The sequence below is a fragment of the Streptomyces sp. NPDC053367 genome (assembly GCF_044545925.1).
Classification (GTDB): Bacteria; Actinomycetota; Actinomycetes; order Streptomycetales; family Streptomycetaceae; genus Streptomyces.
Genome location: NZ_JBITYN010000014.1, coordinates 106,588 through 124,659, shown reverse-complemented (window position 1 = coordinate 124,659; position 18,072 = coordinate 106,588). Strand labels below are relative to the sequence as shown.

At 73.3% G+C, this 18,072-nt stretch carries 18 protein-coding genes; 9 read left to right on the top strand and 9 right to left on the bottom strand.

Annotated features, from left to right (window positions below; all coding sequences use genetic code 11):
- Window positions 1–188: 188 nt before the first annotated feature.
- Complete coding sequence (locus ACIGXJ_RS33575) at window positions 189–1,553, top strand: diacylglycerol/lipid kinase family protein (RefSeq protein ID WP_399653595.1); 1,365 nt, start codon at window positions 189–191, stop codon at window positions 1,551–1,553.
- A complete protein-coding gene (locus ACIGXJ_RS33570; protein WP_399653592.1) occupies window positions 1,553–2,146 on the top strand; it encodes a phosphatase PAP2 family protein in 594 nt (197 codons plus the stop codon). The genes ACIGXJ_RS33575 and ACIGXJ_RS33570 overlap by 1 nt, the downstream gene beginning before the upstream one ends.
- 55 nt (window positions 2,147–2,201) lie before the next feature.
- Here ACIGXJ_RS33570 and ACIGXJ_RS33565 read toward each other — a convergent pair whose 3' ends face one another.
- Both ACIGXJ_RS33565 and ACIGXJ_RS33560 read right to left on the bottom strand, forming a co-directional pair.
- Entirely contained in the window at window positions 2,202–3,074 is an 873-nt protein-coding gene (locus tag ACIGXJ_RS33565) for a trypsin-like serine protease (RefSeq protein ID WP_399653589.1), read from the bottom strand.
- Window positions 3,071–4,093, bottom strand: a complete 1,023-nt coding sequence (locus ACIGXJ_RS33560) for a LysR family transcriptional regulator (protein WP_399653587.1) — start codon at window positions 4,091–4,093, stop codon at window positions 3,071–3,073. Before ACIGXJ_RS33560 ends, ACIGXJ_RS33565 begins: the two co-directional genes overlap by 4 nt.
- An 89-nt stretch (window positions 4,094–4,182) precedes the next feature.
- On the opposite strand from ACIGXJ_RS33560, the gene ACIGXJ_RS33555 reads away from it, so the two are divergent.
- The 3 genes from ACIGXJ_RS33555 to ACIGXJ_RS33545 are packed head-to-tail and all read left to right on the top strand — an operon-like array spanning window position 4,183 to window position 6,876.
- Entirely contained in the window at window positions 4,183–5,103 is a 921-nt protein-coding gene (locus ACIGXJ_RS33555; protein ID WP_399653584.1) for a zinc-binding dehydrogenase, read from the top strand.
- A gap of 31 nt (window positions 5,104–5,134) precedes the next feature.
- The gene (locus ACIGXJ_RS33550; protein WP_399653581.1) at window positions 5,135–6,133 is read left to right on the top strand and encodes an alpha/beta hydrolase family protein; all 999 of its coding nucleotides are present in this window, start codon (window positions 5,135–5,137) and stop codon (window positions 6,131–6,133) included.
- Entirely contained in the window at window positions 6,130–6,876 is a 747-nt protein-coding gene (locus ACIGXJ_RS33545) for an SDR family NAD(P)-dependent oxidoreductase (RefSeq protein WP_399653578.1), read from the top strand. Before ACIGXJ_RS33550 ends, ACIGXJ_RS33545 begins: the two co-directional genes overlap by 4 nt.
- Window position 6,877: 1 nt before the next feature.
- Here the strand turns inward: ACIGXJ_RS33545 and ACIGXJ_RS33540 are convergent, their stop codons facing one another.
- Window positions 6,878–7,987, bottom strand: a complete 1,110-nt coding sequence (locus tag ACIGXJ_RS33540; RefSeq protein WP_399653575.1) for a CapA family protein — start codon at window positions 7,985–7,987, stop codon at window positions 6,878–6,880.
- 140 nt (window positions 7,988–8,127) lie between these two features.
- On the opposite strand from ACIGXJ_RS33540, the gene ACIGXJ_RS33535 reads away from it, so the two are divergent.
- On the top strand, window positions 8,128–9,573 hold the full coding sequence (locus tag ACIGXJ_RS33535; RefSeq protein ID WP_399653573.1) for a glyceraldehyde-3-phosphate dehydrogenase: 1,446 nt from the start codon (window positions 8,128–8,130) through the stop codon (window positions 9,571–9,573).
- A gap of 215 nt (window positions 9,574–9,788) precedes the next feature.
- Here ACIGXJ_RS33535 and ACIGXJ_RS33530 read toward each other — a convergent pair whose 3' ends face one another.
- Complete coding sequence (locus ACIGXJ_RS33530) at window positions 9,789–9,971, bottom strand: hypothetical protein (RefSeq protein WP_399653570.1); 183 nt, start codon at window positions 9,969–9,971, stop codon at window positions 9,789–9,791.
- A 169-nt stretch (window positions 9,972–10,140) separates the two neighbouring features.
- Window positions 10,141–11,127: a hypothetical protein gene (locus ACIGXJ_RS33525; RefSeq protein WP_399653567.1), complete on the bottom strand. Its 987-nt coding sequence runs from the start codon at window positions 11,125–11,127 to the stop codon at window positions 10,141–10,143.
- A 353-nt stretch (window positions 11,128–11,480) separates the two neighbouring features.
- On the opposite strand from ACIGXJ_RS33525, the gene ACIGXJ_RS33520 reads away from it, so the two are divergent.
- The gene (locus tag ACIGXJ_RS33520) at window positions 11,481–11,726 is read left to right on the top strand and encodes a hypothetical protein (RefSeq protein WP_399653565.1); all 246 of its coding nucleotides are present in this window, start codon (window positions 11,481–11,483) and stop codon (window positions 11,724–11,726) included.
- A 34-nt stretch (window positions 11,727–11,760) separates the two neighbouring features.
- Here ACIGXJ_RS33520 and ACIGXJ_RS33515 read toward each other — a convergent pair whose 3' ends face one another.
- Window positions 11,761–12,228 carry a winged helix-turn-helix transcriptional regulator gene (locus ACIGXJ_RS33515; RefSeq protein ID WP_399653562.1) on the bottom strand — a complete coding sequence of 156 codons (468 nt, stop codon included), beginning with the start codon at window positions 12,226–12,228 and terminating at the stop codon, window positions 11,761–11,763.
- A gap of 96 nt (window positions 12,229–12,324) precedes the next feature.
- Here ACIGXJ_RS33515 and ACIGXJ_RS33510 point away from each other — a divergent pair, with 96 nt between their 5' ends.
- A complete protein-coding gene (locus ACIGXJ_RS33510; protein WP_399653559.1) occupies window positions 12,325–12,819 on the top strand; it encodes a PaaI family thioesterase in 495 nt (164 codons plus the stop codon).
- Between the two features lie 242 nt (window positions 12,820–13,061).
- On the opposite strand, the gene ACIGXJ_RS33505 is transcribed toward ACIGXJ_RS33510, so the two are convergent.
- Entirely contained in the window at window positions 13,062–13,640 is a 579-nt protein-coding gene (locus ACIGXJ_RS33505; protein ID WP_399653556.1) for a TetR/AcrR family transcriptional regulator, read from the bottom strand.
- 493 nt (window positions 13,641–14,133) lie between these two features.
- On the opposite strand from ACIGXJ_RS33505, the gene ACIGXJ_RS33500 reads away from it, so the two are divergent.
- The gene (locus ACIGXJ_RS33500; RefSeq protein ID WP_399653554.1) at window positions 14,134–15,798 is read left to right on the top strand and encodes a cellulase family glycosylhydrolase; all 1,665 of its coding nucleotides are present in this window, start codon (window positions 14,134–14,136) and stop codon (window positions 15,796–15,798) included.
- A gap of 48 nt (window positions 15,799–15,846) precedes the next feature.
- Here the strand turns inward: ACIGXJ_RS33500 and ACIGXJ_RS33495 are convergent, their stop codons facing one another.
- On the bottom strand, window positions 15,847–16,692 hold the full coding sequence (locus ACIGXJ_RS33495; protein ID WP_399653551.1) for a carbohydrate ABC transporter permease: 846 nt from the start codon (window positions 16,690–16,692) through the stop codon (window positions 15,847–15,849).
- Window positions 16,689–17,663, bottom strand: a complete 975-nt coding sequence (locus ACIGXJ_RS33490) for a carbohydrate ABC transporter permease (protein WP_399653549.1) — start codon at window positions 17,661–17,663, stop codon at window positions 16,689–16,691. Before ACIGXJ_RS33490 ends, ACIGXJ_RS33495 begins: the two co-directional genes overlap by 4 nt.
- Between the last annotated feature and the right edge of the window lie 409 nt (window positions 17,664–18,072).

Sequence of the window (18,072 nt, the reverse complement as noted above, 5' to 3'; positions counted from 1 at the left end):
CCGCCGGCTCCGCCGCACGACCGCAGGCCGTCCCCGCGACCGGGGACGGCCTCCCGTGTCACCGTGGCCGCCGACGCGCCATCATGAGATCGTCGCCGGACGAACGACGAACGACGAACGACGAACGACGGCGAACGGCGACGATCGGCGACGGGCCTCAGGTCCGTGACACGAGGGCAGGGAGTGGCATGGCGACGGCTGCGGGGACCGGGACCGGCCGGGGCGGCACCGGCGGGGCCGACGGCCGCGCCCGCACCTGGGCACGGTTCGCGGTCGCCTGCGCGGCCGGCGCACTCGCCGTGCTCGTCTCGGCGTACGGCTCCGGCGGCTGGCTCATCCTCGTCGCCGGGCTCGCCGGACTCGCGCTCACCGGCGTCGGCGTGTGGTGGGCCCTCGCCCACCGCGGCCCGGCACGCCTGGCCGGCGCCCTGCTGGCGCTCGCCACACCCCTCGGCGTACTGGCCCTGTTCGCCATGACCGGCCTCTGGGTCGTGGCCGTAGGGGTGATCAGCCTGTGGGCGGCCGCGCTGGCCTCCGCCCGCGCCTGTCTGCGCCGGCTGCGGCAGCCGTACGGCATGCACGCCCACCGCGTCACCCGGGCCCGCCGCCCCGTGCTGATCATGAACCCGCGCTCGGGCGGCGGGAAGGTCGAGCGCTTCAACCTCGTCGAACGCGCCGAGGCCCGCGGTGCCCGTGTGCTGCTGCTCGACCCCGAGGCCGGGCCCGACACCGAGACCCTGGCCCGGCAGGCGGTCGCCGAGGGCGCAGACCTGCTCGGCGCGGCCGGCGGGGACGGCACCCTCGCGATCGTCGCGGCCGTCGCCGCCGAGCACGGCCTGCCGTTCCTCGTGGTGTCCGCCGGCACCCGCAACCACTTCGCCATGGACCTCGGCCTGGACCGCGCCGACCCCTCCACCTGCCTCGACGCCCTCACCGACGGTGTCGAACTGCGCGTCGACCTCGGCGACGTCGACGGGCGGCCCTTCGTCAACACCGTGTCCTTCGGGGCGTACGCCCACATCGTGCAGAACCCCGAGTACCGCGACGCCAAGACCGCCACCGCCCTCGAACACCTGCCGGACCTGCTCCAGGGCGAGGAGGGCCCCCGGCTGCACGCGTACGCGGGCGGCACCCGCCTCGACGACCCGCAGGCCCTGCTGGTCAGCAACAACCCCTACGCACGCGCCGATCCGCTGGGCGGCGGCCGCAGGACCCGGCTGGACCTCGGCGTGCTCGGCGTGATCGCCGTACGGGTGGAGAGCGCGGCCCAGGCCGCCGAGCTGGTGCTGCGCGGCGAACGGGCCGGCAGCATCACCACGCTGACCGCGTCCCGGGTGACCGTGCACGCCGACACCGGGCACATCCCGGTCGCGGTGGACGGCGAGGCGCTCACCCTGCCCGTCCCCGTCGTGTGCGTCGTACGGCCCCGGGTACTCCGGGTGCGGGTGCCGCTGCACCGGCCGGGCGCCAGCTATGTGACGCCGCCGGTCGACTGGCGGCGCATCCTGCGACTCGCCCTGACCCCGCGAACCACAGCTCCAGGAGCCGATTGATGTCCGACCGTCCGCCCTACGACCGTCCGCCCTACGACCGCCTGCCCTACCGCCGCCTGGCGCGTGACCTCGGCGCCCTCGACCAGGCCCTGTACGAGGCGGTGACCGTCACCGAGACACCGGCGCTGGACGAGGCGCTGCGACGGCTGTCCGCGGCCGCCGACCACTCCAAGCTGTCCTTCACGGCCGCCGCGCTGCTCGCCCTGGTGCCCGGACGGCCGCGCCGGGCCGCGCTGCTCGGCGTAGCCGCGGTCGGGGTCGCCTCGGCGAGCGCCAACCTGCTCGGCAAGAAGCTGGTGCGCAGGCACCGGCCGCACCGGGCCGAGGACTCGCCGTTCCCCGAGCGGCACGTACCCATGCCGGAGTCGGCGTCCTTCCCCTCCGGGCACACCGCGTCCGCCGTCGCCTTCGCCGCCGCGGTCGGGCCCGTGCTGCCGGTCGCGACCGTGCCGCTCGGCATGCTGGCGGCCGCGGTGGGCTACTCGCGCGTGCACACCGGCGTCCACTACCCCGGGGACGTGATCGCCGGCGCGCTCCTCGGCACCGGCGCGGCCGCCGTGGTCCTCGGCGTGGCGGCGCGCAGAGCACGCTGACACGCGGACGCGTCGGGCCTTGGTACGGACCCCGCCGCGTCCGCGCGCACGTGCGCTACGGCAGCTTCACGTACGGCGACAGGAACGCGCGCGCCCCCGGGGTGTCCAGGCGGTACACGACGTTGGTGGCGTAACAGGGGCCGTCACCGGTGATGGTGGTGGCCGCGAGCACCCGCTTGCCGCCGAGGGTGGCGAAGTTGGGGCCGCCGGAGTCGCCGTAGCAGGCGCCGCCGTTGCCCTGCGGGGCGGTCATGGCGAGCCGCACCCACGCGTCGTTGAGGGCGTCGAAGGACACGGGCGCCTTCATGCGGACGCCGCCGCCGGGGTGGGTCTGGCCGCCGGGGCCGCGGGCGGCCTCCTGGGTGCCGTATCCGGCGACGAGCCAGTCGGTGGCGTCCAGCCGGCGCGGGCCGAGCGCGCCGAGCTGGTCGGCGGTGGGCAGCGTCGCCGGGGTGAAGGACCAGCGTGACCTCAGCTCGGCGGCGGGCAGTTCGATCACCGAGATGTCGTGGGTGTCCGCGGCGGGCCCCGGGTAGGCGGGGTGGCTGTGGGCGGTGCCCTCGACGGCGACGGCGTCCGCCTGCGCGGCCGGGTCGCCGGGGTGAGCCTTCGCGGCGGCGTCCAGGCCCGCCTGCACGTCCTGGTCCAGCGACACGTAGAACCGGACGCCGTCCGGCCAGTCGGTGGTGCAGTGCGCCGCGGTGAGGAAGGTGTCGGCGTCGACCATCGTGCCGGAGCACACCCAGTCGGCCCGGTCCGGGGTCGTCGGATCGGCGTCGTGGTCCCAGGTGGCGACGAGCGCGCCGACCTCGGTGCGTTCGGGGGCGGGAGTGGCGTTGTACGAGTTGATCGCGGACGAGTTCATCGCCGTGGCGATCACGGTGGCGCAGGCCGCTGCGGTGACGGCGGTGGCGCGGAGGGCGGTCAAGAAGAACCCCTTCTGACGGTGGTGGGACGGGCGTTCTCCTGTGGGAGGTGAGTCGCATTGAAGCGCCTGGGACCGGTGGCGACAAGAGCGGGCGTGATCTCGGCGGCGGCCGGTTCGGGCAGCCAGTCGCGCGCCGGGTCGTACTCCAGCCACCGGCCGCGCCCCGCCTGCGCGGCGCAGGCGTCGAGGAGCGCGTCGAGGTTCGGGTGCCCGCCCTCGCCGCGCCACAGCAGCGACCAGGCGTACAGCGGTGTCGGCTCGACGAGCGGTACGGAGCGCAGCCCGGGCACGTCGGGCAGGAGCACGTCGGCGGGCAGCAGCGCGAACCGGCGCGGGTCCGCGGCCACTTCCCGCAGATGGTGGGCGAGACCGAGGTTGACTCCGGCGTCCGTGTCGCGGATGCCGAACCGCTCGGCGAACCGGTGCAGGAAGTCCAGACCGTCCAGCGGACCCGGCGCCCACAGCACACTGCCGCGCAACCGGTCCGGGCTGAGCACCGGTTCCGCCGCGAGGGGATGGTCCACGCTCAGGACGGCGTCCACGGGTTCCAGGCGTACGAGGCGGTGGGCGAGCCCGGCCGGCAGTGGAGGGTGGACGCGGCCGAAGGCGCCGTCGATGTCGCCCCGCAGCAGCGCCGCCGCCACGGACGGCAGGTCCCGGCCGTGTCCCAGCGCCAACTCACCGGCCTCACCGGCTACTCGGGCCAGCGTCCGCAGTGGCGCGTACAGATGCCCCCAGACGTCCACCCGCAGCGGACGGTCCGTCCCGGTCACCGCCGCGACCGCGGAGTCGGCGGCGGCCACGGTCCGCCTGGCCGGCGCGAGAAACCTCCGCCCGGCCTCCGTGAGCGACACCCCGCCGCCGCGCCGCAGCAACCCGACGCCCAGCAGGGACTCCAGCCGCGCGATCCGCTTGGACAGCGCCTGCTGGGAGATGCCGAGCGTCCCGGCCGCCCGCCCGAAGTGCAGCTCCTCGGCGACCCGTACGAAGGCACGCACCTGCGCCACGTCCAGATCCATGGCCCTCACCATAGGCGACAACCGTCGGTTGTCGACCGCGCCCGGCCGTTGTTGGATCACCGCGGGTGCCCGGGAGTTGCATACGGGGCATGCGAAGACTGATTCCCACGGGGGACGCGGCGCGTCCGGTCGCCTTCGCCGAGGTCCCCCAGCCCGTCCCGGAGCCCGATGAGGCTCTGGTCAAGGTCGAGGCGTTCGCGCCCAACCGGGGCGAGACGTTCCTCCTCGAACAGCCGCGGCCGGGACTGCTGCCCGGCAAGGACATCGCCGGCCTCGTCGTCCAGGCCGCCGCCGACGGCTCGGGCCCCGCCGTCGGCACCCGCGTGGTCGGGCATCCGCCGCAGCGCGGCTGGGCCGAGTACACGACCGTGCCCACGCACTCCCTCGCCGTGCTCCCGGACGGCGTCGACAGCGTCCGCGCGGCGGCCCTGCCGCTGGCCGGCATCACCGCCCTGCGCCTGCTGCGCGCCGCGGGCAGCCCGGCCGGCCGGCGGATGTTGCTGACCGGCGCCTCCGGCGGAGTCGGCCACTACGTCACCGAGCTGGCCGTCGGGTCCGGCGCCGAGGTGACCGCGGTGACGGCGAATCCCGCGCGCGGCGGCCGGCTCGCCGAGCTCGGCGCCCAGGTGATCCACGAAGTCGCCGCGGCCGAAGGGCCGTTCGACGTCGTCCTGGAGTCCACCGGCGGGCCGGCCCTGCCCACGGCCCTGTCGAAGCTGCGCCCCGGCGGCCTGCTCCTCTGGTTCGGCCAGGCGAGCCGCACCCCGGTGACACTGGACTTCTTCGACGTCCTGAGCGGGCCCGAACGCGCGACGATCCGGCACTTCCACTACGCCGGCGCGCCCTACGGACCCGAACTCGCCACCCTGGTACGCCTCGTGGAGCAGAAGCGGCTGCACCCGGAGATCGGCCGGGTCTCCGACTGGGCCGACACCGCACGCACACTGGTCGACCTGCGCGAACGCCGGATCCGCGGCAAGGCCGTACTGACGACGGGAGGACTCGGGTGAACGCGGTACCGACGACGACGGGAGGAGCCAGGTGAAAGCCGCCGACTTCGCCGCCGCCCAGTGGAGCAGGGCCACCGGCGCGGGTGTCGACCCGCACGAGTACCGGCGCGTCACCGACGGCCTCGCCTCCGTCGCCGACTGGGGCCCGTCCCTGCTGCGCACCGGGCACGCCCACCTGGAGCGCGCGCAGCAGGCGGGCTCGGCCGTCTCCGCGGGGGAGCACCTGCTGACGGCGGCCCGCTGGTTCCACCTCGCCACCCTCGCCCACGACGAGGCAGCCCCGCGTGCCGCGGCCGAGGCGGACGCCGCGCTGACCCGCGCGCTCATGCTGCTGGAGCCCGGCGCGCGACGCCTGACCGGCGAGGGGTTCACCGGCTGGCTCCGCGGACCCGCGGACGCCCCGGTCGTGGTCGTCGTCCCCGGGCTGGACTCCGCCAAGGAGGAGTTCCTCGACCTGGCCGCCGCGCTGCTGGCCAGGGGCCTCGCGGTGTGCGTCCTGGACGGCCCCGGACAGGGCGTCCGCGCCGCCACGTCGGTGCTCACCCCGGCGTACGAGCAGGTCGTGGGCCGGGTCGTGGACACGCTCGGCGCCGCCCGCGTCGGACTCGTCGGACTCGTCGGACTCAGCCTCGGCGGCTACTTCGCGGCCCGCACCGCGGCGCTGGAGCCGCGCGTGGCTGCCGTCGCGACCGTCAGCGGCCCCTTCCGCCTGGACTGGGAGCGACTGCCGCCGCCGGTGCGGGACATCATGGCCCGGCGCACCGGAGGGGCCGACAGCGCCCGGGAGTTCGCCCGCCAGGTGGACCTCACCGGGCTGGCTCCCCGGATCGCCGCCCCACTGCTGGTCGTGGACGGCGGCAGGGACGTCATCCCCGGCGTCTCCGACGGCCAGGCCCTGGCCCGCCTGGCGCCCCAGGGCACCTATCTGCCGGTCCCGCACGGCGACCACCTGCTCGGCAACGCCCGGCCCGACTGGCTGCCCCAGCTCGCGGACCACCTCGCACACGCCCTGAAGGAGGCGCACGCATGAACCGCTTCACCGGCAAGCGCGTCCTGATCACCGGTGGCACCAGCGGCATGGGCCTCGCGACCGCGCACCGGCTTCTCGCCGAGGGCGCCCACGTGGTGATCACCGGCCGTACCCGTGAGCGGGTCGACGCCGCCGTCCGCCTGCTCGGCGACCGGGCCTCGGGCGTCGTCGCGGACGCCGCCGACCCGGAGGCCCTGGACGCGCTGACGGCGACGGTCCGCGCCCGGCACGGACGGCTGGACAGCCTCTTCGCGAACGCGGGCACCGGCACGTTCCTGCCGTTCGAGACCATCACGGAACGGGACTTCGACCACGGCGTCGACGTCAACTTCAAGGGCGTCTTCTTCACCGTGCAGAAGGCCCTGCCCCTCCTCGCCGACGGCGGCTCGATCGTCATCAACGCGTCCTGGACCCTCCACCGGGGCAACAGCGTGCTCACCCTGTACTCGGCGACCAAGGCAGCCGCGCACAACCTGGCCCGCACCCTCGCAGCGGCCCTGGCCCCGCGCGGAATCCGGGTCAACTCCGTCAGCCCCGGCTACATCGACACCCCGATGTACCCGTACGACGCACTGAGCCCGGCGGAGGCGAAGGCGCTGACCGGCCAGGTCGCCGCGGGCCGCTTCGGCCGCCCGGAGGAGGTCGCGGCGGCCGTGGCGTTCCTCGCCTCCCCGGACGCCTCGTACGTCAACGGCCAGGACCTCGTCGTGGACGGGGGCCTGGTGGGGGCGGTGCCGGCCTGAGTCAGGGGGCCGGCCGCGCGAGCAGGGGCGCGGGGTCGTCCGTGTGGTCGACCCGGATGCCGTAGGGCCTGCTGATCCGGTCCAGGACGCCGTGCAGCCACAGCACGTCGAACTCCGGGGCCCGCTCCAGACGCAGCCGTCGGCTGCGCAGCGGGATCATGCGGAGCTGCCTGAAGCGGCCGTCCCGCGGATCGAGTTCGGCGAAGTACAGCAGGCGGAGGTCGTCGCGGTAGTGCTCCTGGCCGCCGATGCCCTCGTAGTCGGAGACGAGGTCGCCGCAGCCGTGGAGGATCAGCCGGCCGCCATGCACCTCCAGGGGGCGTGGATGGTGCGAGGAGTGCCCGTGGACGAGGTCGGCTCCGGCGTCGACCAGCGCATGGGCCAGCTCGCGGTCCGAACGGGACGGCGGGTAGCCCCAGTTGGAGCCCATGTGCACCGACACCACGACGAGGTCCCCGGCCCGCTTGCGGTCCTCGACGGCCGCGAGCAGCCGGGGCACGGACATGTCGCCGGCCAGGTGCACCCCGCTGCGCCGGGCGGTCGCGGCCCAGTCGCGGGGCACCCCGCTGGAGGTGGTGGCGAGCCCGAACACGGACAGCCGCACACCGGGGCGGGGCCTGAGGACCACCGGCGCGCCCGCCTCCCGCAGGTCTCCGCCCGCGCCCACGGCCGGCAGCCCCGCACCGGCGAGCGCGTCCAGCGTGTCGGCCAGCCCCTGCCTGCCGTAGTCGAGGACGTGGTTGTTGGCCAGCACGCACACATCGGGCCGGGCGACGGCGAGGGCCGGCACGTTGGCCGGGTGCATCCGGTAGTGCACGGCCTTGCCGGGGGCGAACCGGTCGTGCTCGGTCACGGCCGTCTCCAGATTGACGATCCGCGCGTGCGGGGCCGCCGCGTCCAGCAGCGCGAGCGCCTCCCCCCACGGGTAGCCGAACCCGCCGCCCCGGGGCACCGCACCGTGCGCCGCCTCGGCCAGGGCCACGTAGTCGCGGGCGTCGCGGACGTACTGCTCGGGGATGGCCGGATCCAGCCGATGCGGCAGGATCTGGTCCACGCCCCGGCCGAGCATCACGTCTCCGCAGAGAAACAGCGAGACCGTTTCTGCGCCCATGTCTCATGACACCCGCGGGGGTCCTCCGCACGCAACCGGTCGGACGGACCGGGGCGATCCGGGCGGGCGGGCGACCCCCTCAAGGGGCGGAAACAAGTCGGGTTAGCATATGAGCGCCGTCTAGCTCGAAAGTGAAGACTGTGACTGTCAACGACGACTCGTTCACCAACTGGAAGAACCGCGAGGAGATCGCGGAGTCGATGATCCCGATCATCGGGAAGCTGCACCGTGAGCGGGACGTGACCGTCCTGCTGCACAGCCGCTCCTTGGTGAACAAGTCGGTGGTCAGCATCCTCAAGACCCACCGGTTCGCCCGCCAGATCGCCGGCGAGGAACTCTCGGTCACCGAGACGATGCCCTTCCTCCAGGCCCTGACCACCCTGGACCTCGGCCCCTCCCAGATCGACATCGGCATGCTCGCCGCGACCTACAAGGAGGACGACCGCGGCCTGTCGATCGCCGAGTTCACCGCCGAGGCCGTCGCGGGTGCCACGGGCGCCAACAAGGTCGAGCGCGGCGAGGGCCGCGACGTCGTGCTGTACGGCTTCGGCCGCATCGGCCGCCTCGTCGCCCGTCTGCTGATCGAGAAGGCGGGCTCCGGCAACGGCCTGCGGCTGCGCGCGATCGTGGTGCGCGGCGGCGGCAGCCAGGACCTCGTCAAGCGCGCCTCGCTGCTGCGCCGCGACTCCATCCACGGCCAGTTCCAGGGCACGATCACGGTGGACGAGGAGTCCAGCACGATCTTCGCCAACGGCAACGCGATCCGGGTCATCTACGCGAACAGCCCGAGCGAGGTCGACTACACGGCGTACGGCATCAAGGACGCCATCCTCATCGACAACACCGGCAAGTGGCGCGACCGCGAGGGCCTCTCCCAGCACCTGCGCCCCGGTATCGACAAGGTCGTCCTGACCGCCCCGGGCAAGGGCGACGTCCCGAACATCGTCCACGGCGTCAACCACGACACCATCAAGCCGGACGAGCGGATCCTGTCCTGCGCCTCCTGCACCACCAACGCGATCGTCCCGCCGCTGAAGGCCATGGACGACGAGTACGGCGTGCTGCGCGGCCACGTGGAGACCGTCCACTCGTTCACCAACGACCAGAACCTGCTGGACAACTACCACAAGGCCGACCGCCGCGGCCGCAGCGCGCCGCTCAACATGGTGATCACCGAGACCGGTGCCGCCTCGGCCGTCGCCAAGGCGCTGCCGGACCTCAAGGCCCCGATCACCGGCAGCTCGATCCGCGTCCCCGTCCCGGACGTCTCGATCGCCATCCTGAGCCTGCGCCTGGGCCGCGAGACCACCCGCGAGGAGGTCCTCGACCACCTGCGCGACGTCTCGCTGCACTCCCCGCTGAAGCGCCAGATCGACTTCACCACCGCCCCCGACGCCGTCTCCATGGACTTCGTGGGCTCCCGTCACGCGTCGATCGTCGACGCCGGCGCCACCAAGGTCGACGGCGACAACGCCATCCTCTACCTGTGGTACGACAACGAGTTCGGCTACTCCTGCCAGGTCGTCCGCGTCGTCCAGCACGTCTCGGGCGTGGAGTACCCCACCTTCCCGGCCGCCCAGGTCTGACCGGCCCGGCCCCCACGTGACCTCGGTGTCCCCGCACGTCCTGCGCGACGGGCGGGGACACCGCGCGTCCACGCCTCAGTCCCCCCGTGGGCCCGGCCCTTCCAGTAACCCCGGCGCGGCAGCTCGGCCCACACGTCGGGCGGACCCGTGACGGCGCGGGCGTCGGCCGGACGCAGCCCCGCCCAGGCGCAGGCGTGGGCCACCGGGTGGTGCCGCTACAGAAAGGCCGCCAGCGCCTCCTCGGACGAGTCGCCCGGACCCGGCGCACCGCCCGGGTGCAGGTCCCACCGCTCTCCCACACCGTCCCGGGTGATCGAGCCCTGGTCGCCGCTCTTGGGACTGGCGTACAGGCCGTAGCACACGGTGCCCGCCGACAGGCGCTCCAGCACGCCCGGCATCTGCGGCGCGTATCCCCGCGGCCGGCTCAGGACGCAGCCGCCCGGCACAGCGCGTTCCCGTCGATGACGTCGTCGTGCGGCAGCGTGAAGTCGTGCACCAGCTCCACGGCCCCGGCTCCCACAGGGCACTGCCGGCGCCGCACATCCGGCCACCGGCAGGCAGGACGGCTCAGCCGTCCTCGGTGAGACGGGCCAGTCCGCGTGCGGCGCGTTCGGCCGCGTGGTGGGCCTGCTGGGCGGCCCGGGCGGCCTCCTTGACCGCCGTGTCGGCCTCGTCGGCCGCGGCGCGGGCCTCTCGCCGTGCCTGGCGGGCCTCGCGCAGTTCCTCCTCCAGCCGGGCGATCCGTTCGTCGGCCTCGGTGACACGGTCCAGCGCCGCCTGCCGCTCCTCCTCGGCGGCCTCGCGCTCGCCCTGCAGCCGACGGGCCTCGGCGGCGGTCTCCTTCCCGGCGGCACGGGCCTGCGCCAGACGCCGCCGACGCTCGGCGTCCTGCTTCGCGGCACGGGCCGAGGGGGCTTCGGCCTTGGCCGTCGGGGCGGGCTTCCCGCCCCCGCCGGGCTCCTCGGCCGCGCTCGGCCCCACCGCTCCGGCACGCTTCTTCCCGCTGCCCCGCCGCTCGGCCCCGGCCCGCTCGTCCGTACCGCCCCGCTTCTTCGCCGCGGCCACCGCCTCCGGTGCGACTGCGCCGAAGCCGACGACCGCCTCGGGGGCCGTCGCGAGGGTGCCGGTCGCCCACAGCCCGGCGGTGTCCGGGTCGGCGAGGACGGCGTGGAAGATCTGCTCCACCTCGCGCCGGGCGCTCTCGGTGAGGGGATGCCCGGCGTCGCGGGCCAGCTCCGCCGTCTCCCGGGTCAGGGCGGCGATCACCCGGTGCTGCTCGGCGGCGGCCTGCCGCAGGGTGGCCGCGTCGAGGGTGCGGTGCGCCTCACGGAGGGTCTCGCCCAGCGCACGCAGCCGCTCGGCGTCCTCGGGGCGGCGCCGTACGAACAGGTTGGAGGCCCAGGCCGCCACGGTGGGCCGCCGCAGCCCCGCGATCCGCTTCGCCGCGGCCGCGTCCTTCGCCTTGCGGGCCTCGGCCGCGCGGGCGTCCCGCGCCGCGACGAACTCCGCGGGCCGCAGCGCGTACAGCTCCTCGGCGATCTCCTGGAAATCCACTCCCCCACCTTCGACCGGCCCGCGCGGCGGCGGCACCGGGCGCGTCCGGTGGGCGTAAGACGGTCACCCGCGAGGGCGCGGACGAGCCCGGGCCGCCCTGCCCGGCCGCGGGCTCGCGGGGCGTCGTCAGACCCCTCTGTGGCGGCCGTGAAGGTGGTGTGCGACGTTCCGCGCGGGGACGCCGCCGCGGCGGTGAAGGAATGGGTCGGAGCCCCTGCTGGAGCTGGTGGAGGGGCGGAGCCGGGACGTCACCTTCGGGCGCCGTCGGCTTGACGCCGCACGGTCCACCCTTGGATCACGCTTCCGGTGGAGCGGTGACCCGCTGCCGGCCGCGTCGTTGAGGGGGCATGCGAATGCGAACCTGCCGACGCGCCGTCGTCCTGCTCACCGTCGTGCTGGCCGTCCAGGGCGGTTCCTCCGCCCTGGCCGACACCCGGGACCCGCGCCCGCGGCCTGCCCCGCAGGCCCCGTCCGCCCCGCGCGGCCAGTCGGGCACCCTGGACCCGCTGACACCCTTCGCCCAGGACGCGGCGCGGTTCGCCGAGATGACCACGCCCTTCGTCGACGCGGCCGGCGACGTCTTCTTCCCGAGGGGCTGACCGAGCCGGCCGGGGCTCGGACCGCCCCGGCCGCTCATCCCAGCCGCCGTGCGCCGGGGCCCGGCCGGGCGACGACGTCCCTCGGCGTCAGCGCCGTGTGCTCCTCGCAGCACTCCACCACCACGCGGACCGGCGCACCGCAGTCCGAGTGGCGTATGTCCAGCACCGGCCCCTCGGGCTCGCCGGCGTACGTCTCGCCCCACTGGCCGAGGGCCATGAGTACGGGCCACAGGTCCCAGCCCTTGCGGGTGAGGCGGTACTCGTTACGGGCGCGGCTGCCGGGCTCCCGGTAGGGGACCGTGGTGAGGATGCCGGCAGCCGTGAGCTTGCGGAGCCGGTCGCTCAGGACCGCCTCCGACAGGCCCATATGACGCCGGAAGTCCTCGAACCGGCGTACCCCGTTGGCCGCGTCGCGCAGGATCTGCAGCGTCCACTTCTCGCCCACGACGTCGAGCGTGCGCTGGACGGGACAGTTCTCCGTGCTCGTCTCAAGCCACTCCATGCCGGCCATCGTAGGCCCTGACTTCCTCATTGACAGCCAGCTGGACACGCAGCTAGCTTCGATCGACGAAGTCAGCCGGAGAGGGGGCAGCGCACCATGGGACGGACGCGGACGTACGAGTGGCAGGACCCGGGCATCACGGCCGCGGCGGTCGGCCACGACACCGGCCTGGACCTGCTCCGCGCCATGGTGGCGGGCCGGCTGCCCACCCCGCCGATCGCGGCCACGCTCGGCTTCACCCTCGACGAGGTCGAACACGGCCGCGCGGTTTTCTCCCTGATACCGGGCGAGGAGCACTACAACCCCATCGGCAGCGTCCACGGCGGCGTCTACGCCACCCTCCTCGACTCCGCGGCGGGCTGCGCCGTGCAGTCCGTGCTGCCCGCCGGCGTGGGGTACACCTCGCTCGACCTGAACGTGAAGTTCCTGCGCCGCATGACGGTCGACACCGGCCCGGTCCGCGCCATCGGCAAGGTCGTCAACAGCAGCCGCCAGACCGCCCTCGCCGAGGCCACCCTCCTGGACGAGAAGGACCGCCTGCTCGCCCACGCCACCAGCAGCTGCCTGCTGTTCCCGGTGCAGGCGGCCTGAGGCAGAGGCGCTGGTCCCTGCCGGTCCTCGGCGCGGCTGGTGTCCGGGCGCGCGCCGGAGGTGCGGGGCGAGGGTGAGAGAGGTGGTCAGGGGCCTGGAGACGGGGAGGTTCCCCGCGCTGGAGAACAGCTCGCACCTCCGGGAACCGGCGGCTCACCCCGACGAGCTGCGCTCTCGCGGCCACGGACACCTCGGTTGCGTGCCACTTCATCCGGGGGGCGTTCACGGGTGGTTGAGCCCCGTCAGATGTCCGTCTCCTGCGGCCAGTTGCGCAGCAGCGCGTCCAGCGCGTCCAGGATGCGGGACCACGTCTCCTCGGTGTCCGGGGCGCTGTGGCTGAACCCGCCGCCGAGTTCCAGGCTGACATAGCCGTGGAAGACACTGCCCAGCAGCCGGACGGCGTGGGTCTGGTCGGGCTCGGCCAGGTCGTAGCCGCGCAGGAGGGCGCGGGTCATCCGGGCGTGTCGTACCCCGGCGCTCGCGGCGGCGGTCTCCGGGTCCAGCCGGAGCTGGGCGGCGGCGTAACGGCCTGGGTGCTCGCGGGCGTAGTCGCGGTACACGTCGGCGAGGGCGCGCAGGGCGTCCTTGCCCGACCGCCCGGCGAGGGCCTCGGTGGCCCGGTCGGCGAGTTCCTCCAGGGCGAGCAGGGCGATCCGCGTCTTGAGGTCGTGCGAGCTCTTGACGTGCGAGTACAGGCTCGCGACCTTCACATCGAAGTGCCGGGCGACCGCGGACACGGTGACCTGCTCGAAACCGACCTCGTCGGCCAGTTCGGCCCCGGCCCGGGTCAGACGCTCGGCGGTGAGTCCTGCGCGTGCCATCGGCCTCCTCTGTGTTTGCAGGTCGTCTGTGTTTCCAGGTCGTCCTGGTCGCTCCGGTCGTCCTGGTTGCTCCGGTCGTCCTATGCTGCCCGCTCGCCCGTGCCCGACCGGTCGCCCGTCGGCCGCGCCGCCGGTCGTCCGTGCCTGCCCGCTCGCCCGTGCCCGACCGGTCGCCCGTCGGCCGCGCCGCCGGTCGTCCGTGCCCGACCGGTTGTCCGTGCTCGACCGGTCGCCCGTCGGCCGCGCCGCCGGTCGTCCGTGCCTGACCGGTCGCCCGTCGGCCGACCGGTTGTCCGTGCTCGGCCGGTCGTCCGTGCCGCCCTGAGGGGATTCTGCTTCTGCCTAAAGGGTGTAGGCAAACGGCACACCGCCGCGAACCTACCTCACGCACGCATCTTGACGTGTCCTTGGCATCAATGGGTTCATGGGAGCGCTCCCACAGGCCCACCGTGGGCATCCCCACTCCCATCGGCAACCGCTTTCTGGAGTCGCAGTGAGACCAACGAGAAGCACGACCCGCACCCTCACCGGTCTGCTGACGGTGCTGGCCGCCCTCCTCGGGCTGGCCGTCGCCGCAGCGCTCACCCCCGCTGCCGCGCAGACCGCGGCGGAGCCGCCCGGCACCCAGGCCACCGGCCTCCACATCAGCAACGGCCGCCTCGTCGAGGGCAACGGCAACGACTTCGTCATGCGCGGCGTCAACCACGCCCACACCTGGTACACGGGCGAGACCCAGTCCTGGGCCGACGTGAAGGCGCTGGGCGCCAACACCGTGCGCGTGGTCCTCTCCGACGGCCACCGCTGGACCCGCAACAGCGCGGCGGACGTGGCCGCGGTGATCGACCGCTGCAAGGCCAACCGCCTGATCTGCGTGCTGGAGGTGCACGACACCACCGGCTACGGCGAGGACGCCGCCGCGGGCACGCTCGACCACGCGGCCGACTACTGGATCAGCCTGAAGGACGTCCTCGCCGGCCAGGAGGACTACGTCGTCATCAACATCGGCAACGAGCCCTGGGGCAACACGAATCCGGCCGGCTGGACCGACCCCACCGTCGCGGCGGTGAAGAAGCTGCGCGCCGCCGGGTTCGAGCACACCATCATGGTCGACGCCCCCAACTGGGGCCAGGACTGGCAGGGCGTCATGCGCGCCAACGCCCGCACGGTGTACGACGCCGACCCCACCGGCAACCTGATCTTCTCCATCCACATGTACAGCGTGTTCGACACCGCGCAGGAGATCACCGACTATCTCAACGCCTTCGTCACGGCGGAAATCCCGCTCGTCATCGGCGAGTTCGGCGGTCCGGCCGACCAGTGGGGCGACCCGGACGAGAACACGATGATGGCCGAGGCGGAGCGGCTCGACCTCGGCTACCTGGCCTGGTCCTGGAGCGGCAACACCGACCCCATCCTCGACCTCGCGACCGACTTCGACCCGGCCCGGCTCAGCTCCTGGGGGCAGCGCATCTTCAACGGCGCCAACGGCATCGCCCAGACCTCCGAGGAGGCCACCGTCTTCGGCGGCCAAGGCCCCGCCGACACCCAGGCGCCGACCGCCCCCGGCACCCCGACGGCCCCCGCCGTCACCGCCACTTCGGTCACCCTGACCTGGCCCGCCGCCACCGACAACGTCGGCGTGACCGGCTACGACGTCGTCCGCGTGGCGTCCGGCACCGAGACCGCGGCCGCCTCCTCCACCACCACCTCGGCCACCGTCACCGGCCTCACCGCGAACACGGCGTACTCCTTCGCCGTCTACGCCAAGGACGCGGCAGGCAACCGCTCGACGCGCTCGGGCACGGTGAACGTCACCACCGGCAGCACCCCCGCCGGTTCCTGCGCGGTCGGCTACCGGGTCGCGGGGGAGTGGCCCGGCGGGTTCCAGGGCGAGATCGTCATCCGCAACACCGGCTCGGCAGCCCTCAGCGGCTGGCGGCTCGGCTTCTCGTTCGCCGACGGCCAGACGATCAGCAACATGTGGGGAGGCACCCCGGCCCAGACCGCGGGCGGCTCGGTGACCGTCACCCCCGCCTCCTACACCTCCACGATCGCCGCCGGCGGCTCGGTGACCCTCGGCTTCATCGCCGCCAAGGGCACCACCAACACCGCCCCGACGGCGTTCAGTCTCGACGGCAGCGCCTGCACGGTGAGTTGACCCCCAGCCCCGGGCCGGCCGAGGAGTGGCCCGGCCGGCCCGGGCACGTCACTTCGTCGCTCCCTGCGTGAACCCGCTGTAGATGTAGCGCTGCAGGAAGAGGAAGACGACCAGCGTCGGCACGATCACCAGGATCGTGCCCGCGGAGATGTTCTCCCAGTGCGCACCGAAGGGGCCCTTGAAGCGGAACAGGGCGGTGGAGATGGTGCCGAGGTCCTCGGAGGGCATGTAGAGGAAGGGGATGTAGAAGTCGTTGTAGACGGTGATGCCCTTGATGATGACCACGGTGGCGATCGCCGGCTTCAGCAGCGGCAGGATGATCTTCCAGTAGATGGTCAGCGAGTTGGCGCCGTCGAGCCGGGCCGCCTCGTCCAGGGAGACCGGGATGCCCCGGATGAACTGCAGGAAGATGTAGATCGACACGATGTCGGTGCCCATGTAGAGCAGGATCGGCGCCCACAGGGTGTTGAACAGGCCGAAGCTGTTGACCACCTGGAAGGTCGCGACCTGCGTGGTGACACCCGGCACCAGCGTGGCGATCAGGAACAGCGCCATGACCGGCTTCTTGGCACGGAAGGCGAACCGGTCGATCGCGTACGCCGTCATCGAGCCGATGAGGACCGTGCCGGTGATCGAGAACAGCAGGATGAACGCGGTGTTCCCGAGCGCGGCGAGCATGTCGCCGTCGGTGAACGCCGTGACGTAGTTGTCGAGGTTCAGCCAGTCGTGCGGCAGCGACAGCGCGCCTCCGTCGTCGACCTCGGACGACGTCTTCAGCGAGGTCAGGAAGACGACGACGAGCGGGATCAGCACGACCAGCGAGGCGGCCACCAGGGACAGATACACCAGGGCCGGACCGATACGGCGGCGCTGGGCGGGCAGGGACAGGGTCATACGAGGTCCACCCTCTCGTCGGGCACGAGGCGCCGCTGGATCCAGGTGATCAGCAGGATGATCAGCAGCAGGACGACGGCCGCGGCGGAGGCGAGGCCGGTCTTGTTGAACTGGAAGGCGAGCTTCACCGTCTGGATGACGAACGTCGACGTCCCCGTCGCGCCCGACGTCATGATGTACGGGATCTCGAAGACGGCCAGTGACCCCGAGACCGCCAGGATGACGCTCAGGCTCAGCACCGGCCGGATGCTGGGCGCGATGAGATGCCGGAACTGCTGCCACCGCGAGGCGCCGTCCAGCTCCGCCGCCTCGTACAGCTCACCCGGGATCGACTGGATCGCCCCGAGGAACAGCACGAAGTTCAGCCCGGTGAAGCGCCATACGGACACCCCCGCCAGCGAGGTGTTCGCCGACGTCGGGTCGCCCAGCCAGGCGTGGTCGGGCTCACCGCCGAACCAGGACAGCACCGAGTCAAGGGTGCCGCCGTCCTGGAAGAAGTAGAGGAAGACGAAACCGATCGCCACGCCGTTGATCAGATAGGGGAAGAACAGGATCCCCTTGAAGAAGTTCCGGAAGCGCAGGTCGAAGCTGAGCACCGTCGCGAAGTAGAGGGCGACGACGATCTGCACGACCGACGCGGCCAGGTAGTAGCCGCTGACGAAGAACACCCGGAACAACTCGGGGCGGGTGAAGATCTGCCGGTAGTTGTCGATCCCCGTGAAGTTGCGGTCGGGGCTGACACCGTCCCAGTCGGTGAAGCTGAAGTAGATCATGTTCCCCACCGGGACATAGGTGAACGTGATCAGCAGAGCCAGCGGCACGGCGAGGAACAGCCACGGCGTCAGCCGCCGCAGCATCCCGCCGCCCCTGCGACGCCGCCCACCGGGCGAGGCCGCCCGGTGCGCCCTCTTGCTCGGTGGCACGCCGGTGCGCGGCGGCCGGGCACCCACCGCGTCGGTCGTCTCGGTCATGATCAGGCCTTTCGTCCACGCCGCGTGGCGACGTACGGGAAGCAGTAGGAAGCGGGCCCCTGCCGGGAGGCGGGCGAGACCGGGCGGGGCCGGACTCCCGGATGCCGGCCGGCTCACGACCCACCGCGGGCGGTCGAGCATCTGGAGCCTGCGGGGGAGGGGAGCCGGGGTCGGGTGGGTGGTCGGGGCGGGCGAGTTCTCGGGAGTCCGGCGAGGGTGGTTTCGGCTGTCCGTCCTGTCCGTCCTGTCCGGAGGCGGATTGGCGGGGGCCCAGGGCCGGCTGCTGGGCTTTGGCTGACTCGGTTGTGGGAGACCTGCCGTGATTGGTGAGCGGGGTCCGGCCCAGGCTCTCGGCCGACTCGGTCGCCGAGGGCCGACCTGCCACGCGTCGACAGGGGCCCGGACCTCG

Excerpts from the sequence above, each read along its gene's own strand:
- ACIGXJ_RS33515 (WP_399653562.1), bottom strand. The coding sequence starts at position 12,228 with ATGGAGTGGCTTGAGACGAGCACGGAGAACTGTCCCGTCCAGCGCACG.
- ACIGXJ_RS33510 (WP_399653559.1), top strand. The coding sequence starts at position 12,325 with ATGGGACGGACGCGGACGTACGAGTGGCAGGACCCGGGCATCACGGCC.
- ACIGXJ_RS33530 (WP_399653570.1), bottom strand. The coding sequence starts at position 9,971 with ATGCCGGGCGTGCTGGAGCGCCTGTCGGCGGGCACCGTGTGCTACGGC.
- ACIGXJ_RS33575 (WP_399653595.1), top strand. The coding sequence starts at position 189 with ATGGCGACGGCTGCGGGGACCGGGACCGGCCGGGGCGGCACCGGCGGG.
- ACIGXJ_RS33495 (WP_399653551.1), bottom strand. The coding sequence starts at position 16,692 with ATGACCCTGTCCCTGCCCGCCCAGCGCCGCCGTATCGGTCCGGCCCTG.
- ACIGXJ_RS33555 (WP_399653584.1), top strand. The coding sequence starts at position 4,183 with ATGCGAAGACTGATTCCCACGGGGGACGCGGCGCGTCCGGTCGCCTTC.
- ACIGXJ_RS33490 (WP_399653549.1), bottom strand. The coding sequence starts at position 17,663 with ATGACCGAGACGACCGACGCGGTGGGTGCCCGGCCGCCGCGCACCGGC.
- ACIGXJ_RS33570 (WP_399653592.1), top strand. The coding sequence starts at position 1,553 with ATGTCCGACCGTCCGCCCTACGACCGTCCGCCCTACGACCGCCTGCCC.
- ACIGXJ_RS33520 (WP_399653565.1), top strand. The coding sequence starts at position 11,481 with ATGCGAACCTGCCGACGCGCCGTCGTCCTGCTCACCGTCGTGCTGGCC.
- ACIGXJ_RS33505 (WP_399653556.1), bottom strand. The coding sequence starts at position 13,640 with ATGGCACGCGCAGGACTCACCGCCGAGCGTCTGACCCGGGCCGGGGCC.
- ACIGXJ_RS33545 (WP_399653578.1), top strand. The coding sequence starts at position 6,130 with ATGAACCGCTTCACCGGCAAGCGCGTCCTGATCACCGGTGGCACCAGC.
- ACIGXJ_RS33540 (WP_399653575.1), bottom strand. The coding sequence starts at position 7,987 with ATGGGCGCAGAAACGGTCTCGCTGTTTCTCTGCGGAGACGTGATGCTC.
- ACIGXJ_RS33560 (WP_399653587.1), bottom strand. The coding sequence starts at position 4,093 with ATGGATCTGGACGTGGCGCAGGTGCGTGCCTTCGTACGGGTCGCCGAG.